Genomic DNA, 4,457 nt, shown 5'->3' on the forward strand with positions numbered 1-4,457 from the left:
ACCAGCGCCACCGACGCACATGGCGCAGTGGTCACCAACACGGTCATCATCACCGTCACCGGCACCAACGACGCGCCCGAGTTCACCGTTGGTGATGTCGCTGGTGCTGTGACCGAAGCCTTACAAGGCAGCCCGTCCGGCAGTGTCGCAGAACCCTCTGGTCTCACCTTTACCAACACAAGCAACATAACCCTTGCCAATGCCCAAGTCGAAAGCGGCAATGATGCGTCGTCGAACCCGGATGTTGTCAATGCAGCAGTGGGACAAAGTCTAAACTACACCGCTTCTGGTCTGTTCAATACCTTTGGAACCGGAACCTACGGTGCGCACAACCTAAATGATGGCGATGTTGGCGTAAATCCGACCAACCAAGACGGATATTACGCGATCCCGAATGCCGGCCCGAGTTCCTTGGTGCTGGATCTCGGCGGGGTGCAAACGCTAACGTCCATTGCGATTTACAACGGCTATGGCAATCGCACAGACGGCGATTACACGCTGCGCGACGGCGATGGGAACCTGCTGGGCAGTTGGACGGTATCGGGGACGACCGGTGCGACCAACAATGGCGTTTACTCTTTTTGGCTGACCTTTGACACCCCGGTCACCACCGATCAACTGGTCTTTGACACCACCAACGCCGATCCGGATGGCGGGCAGTACACAAATAGCTACCGTGAAATCCAGATTTTCGGTGAGTCCGTTCTTGCGGATGAAGGCACGCTGGCCTTCGAAGATGTCGATCTAACAGATGCGCATACTGTTAGCGTTGCAGAGACTGTGGCGGGATATCTTGGCACGATGACGGTATCGCTGGCCGATCCTTCTACGGGTGATGGCACTGGTGCAGTTGATTGGGACTTTGCTGTTGCAGACAGCTTGGTTGATCATCTGGACGAAGGTCAGGTTTTGACCCAGACCTACGAAGTTACCGTTGATGACGGGAATGGCGGTACTGATACGCAGAGCGTGACCATTGCCATCACTGGCACCAATGACGCGCCGGTCATTCACGTATCGTCGGAAATCACCGGCAGTGTTGTAGAAGCTGGCAACCTTGATGACGGGACCGTCATGAACGGGACACCCTCCGCCACCGGCACGATGGTGTCACAAGATGTCGATGCGGGTGCCACAGCGACATGGTCAGGGAATGCCGCCGGCACGTATGGCGATTTTGTCATTGATCCGCAGTCCGGCACATGGACCTATACGCTCAACAATGCCGCTGCCGATGCGCTAGCTGAGGGACAGTCCGCGCCTGAAACCTTTAGCGTGACTGTGACGGATGAGCATGGCGCGACGGCGACAGAGGTTGTGACCATCACCGTCGCAGGGACCAATGACGGTCCTGTGGCAATTGACGATACACTGACGTCGGGCCCAGCCAATTCCGCGGGCTGGACCTATAATGCCGACAATGGGCACTACTATCAGGTCGTCGATGCCGGTACGAGTTTTGCGCAGGCTGTTGCCGGTGCGAGTGCCATGGGTGGCTATCTGGCGACCATCACAAGTGCCAGCGAACAGGCCTTCATCGAAGCGAACGGATTGATTGCCGTTACAGATGGCACGTGGATCGGTGGCCAAAGCTTTAATCCCGCCAATACTGGTGCTTGGACATGGGTAACAGGACCGGAAGCGGGGCAGTCGTTCGCCTATAACAATTGGAGACCGAACGAGCCCAATGGCGGTTTTGCGGTTCCAGGGTATGCGCAACTCCTGCAAAGCGGTGAGTGGAATGATGCGCCCGACAGCGGTCTGCCCGGCAACGGCAACGCCGATGGATATCTGGTCGAGTGGGGCGGACGGCCTCAGGATACGGGCTTTGACGAAGACACGGTGTTGTCGATTGGCACAGCACAGCTTTTGGCCAACGATACTGATGTCGACACTGGTGCAGTTTTGACCGTGACGGCCGTGTCGGCGCTTAGCGCGGCTGGTGTTCCCGTGTTGCTTAGTGGAACCGACATTAGTTACGATCCAACAGCAGTCTTCAACAATCTGGCGGTGGGCGAGTTCGCGACCGATACCTTTACCTATACCGTGACCGACGAATTCGGTGCGACCGACACCGCGACAGTGACGCTAACCATTGAAGGACGAAATGACGGTCCTGTTGCTGTGGCTGATACAAACGCCGGCGACGCCGTGGTGGAATCCGGCGTCAATCCGGGCAACACACCGTTTGTTGGGGACAATGGCGCCACTGGCAACTTGCTTAGCAACGATACGGACGTTGACGACAGTGATGTTTTGTCCGTCACAGCGGTGGATTCAGGCACCGGCGAAATCGGATCGAACATGCCTGTTGATCCCGGCTTGGTTCAGATTGTTTTGGGCCAATACGGGGCCCTTGCTATCGAGTCAGATGGAACGTGGACCTATAATCTCAACGACGTTGATCCTGATACCGAGGCCTTGTCCCAAGGTGCGAGCGCGCAGGAGGTATTCACCTATACCGTAGAAGACGGCAACGGCGGCACCACCACCTCAACTCTAACCATCGACATTTCCGGCACCAATGATGCACCGACGATTTCGGCCGCGTCGACTATCGTAGGTATCGCGACCGAAGCTGGTAACCTTGATGACAGAACGGTTGTTGACGGTACTGCGTCCATCACTGGCTCGATGGTGTCTCAAGACGCTGATACCGGTGCAACGGCGACATGGAGCGGTAATGCCTCGGGCACCTATGGCACCTTTGCCATCGATCCAACCTCCGGTGTTTGGAGCTATGCGCTTGATAACACATCTGCGGCGACCAATGCCTTGGCCGAATGGCAGGTGGAAACCGAAACATTTGTGGTCACGGTTACTGATGAATTTGGGGCAACTGACACTCAAAGCGTAACAATCACGGTAAACGGCACCAATGACAGCCCGGTTGCCGTAGCCGATACCGCCTCTGCGGCCGCCGGTTCACCTCCGTTGGCCAATTTGGATGCGATTGCCATCAATGATACCGCCGGATCTGGCGGAACATTCTATACGCAAATGCTCACCAATGATGGGGCCGGGTCTTTCTCAGCCAGCCTGACCGGGGGGGCTGCGGTACGCTCGTCTGATGTGACCTTGGGCGATTTTGACAATGACGGCGATTTGGACGCCTTTGTCGGTGTCTATTCCGGCAATGGACAATTGTTGACGAACCAAGGCGGCGCGCAGGGCGGCACCGAAGGCGTCTTTGCCACTTCAACGGTTGCTCTGGGCAATCTGCCATCCTTGGGCGGATTCCGCCCCCCTTATACGCTGGATGTTGAGGCCGGCGATGTGAACGGCGACGGCTTCTTGGATATCATGGTTGCCAATTGGAACGGTCAAGCCAACCAGCTGTTGCTTGGCAATGGTCTAGGCGGCTTTGCTGTCACCACTTTGGCGGGCGGGTCGCGTTCTACGCGGGATATTAGGCTCGGCGATATTGATGGGGATGGCGATCTTGATGCCATCGCCACAACCGACCAGAACATCAATCAATTGCTCATCAATCAGGGCGGTGCCCAAGGTGGTACGCAAGGCAGCTTTGTCGCGAGCAACCTGCCGTCTGCTGTGAACCAGTTCGGAAGCCTCAGCATTGGGGCCGATATCGGTGATGTGAATGGCGACGGATTTGCCGATGTTGTCATCACCAGTATCCTTGATCAAAACGAGGTGTTGCTGGGCAATGGCTCCGGAGGGTTTACAGCCGGTACCCTAGCCGGAGGTCTGCGCAGCAGCACATCGATCCGTTTGGCCGATCTGGATGGTGACGGTGATTTGGACGCCTTTGTCACCAACAATGGTAACCAGCTGAACCAAGTCTTGATCAACCAAGGTGGCGCACAGGGCGGGTCCGAAGGGAGTTTCGTCGCCAGTGATATTTCCGGATCAAATCGTAACAGCAGTTCGGTTGCTTTGGTGGATATCGATCAGGACGGTGATCTTGATGCGGTGGTGTCAAATAATTCGTTTAACACTGCGGCGGTTCCCGATCAGAGCAATCAAATTTACCTCAATGATGGATCTGGAAGCTTTACCGTTGCGCCTTTGGGCGATGGCAATAACCCAACAAACTCCCTTGAGTTTGGTGATCTGAACGGCGACGGCGCGGTTCCTGCTGTCAACGCTGATGGTTTGCCAAATCTGCCCCTTGGTAGCGTTTCAAGTAGCGTGATTTCAGGGACGGTTGCCGCCAACGACAGTGACGTTGATACCGGCGCAACGCTGAACTTTGCCCTTGATGCACCGTTTGCTGGCCTGACCATGGCGGCGGACGGGGGTTATACGTTTGACGCCAATGATCCGGCCTATGCGGGCCTCGCCGAGGGGGAAACTCAGGATTTTGTTGCTAGCTATACAGTGACGGATGAGTTTGGCGCGACAGCACAATCCACCTTGACCATCACCGTCACCGGCACCAATGACGCGCCGACCTTGGCGGCGGGCCTTGGCAATGCTGTCGAAGATGGTGCGAG

The 4,457-nt window shown here is 56.3% G+C and carries 1 protein-coding gene; it reads left to right on the plus strand.

Annotation, left to right across the window (positions count from 1 at the left end):
- Window positions 1-4,457, plus strand: a 4,457-nt coding sequence (locus Q1A43_RS22320; RefSeq protein WP_299939045.1) for a VCBS domain-containing protein, incomplete at both ends; no start/stop codon positions are given.

It is taken from the genome of uncultured Pelagimonas sp. (assembly GCF_947498515.1).
In the GTDB taxonomy this organism is placed as follows: domain Bacteria; phylum Pseudomonadota; class Alphaproteobacteria; order Rhodobacterales; family Rhodobacteraceae; genus Pelagimonas.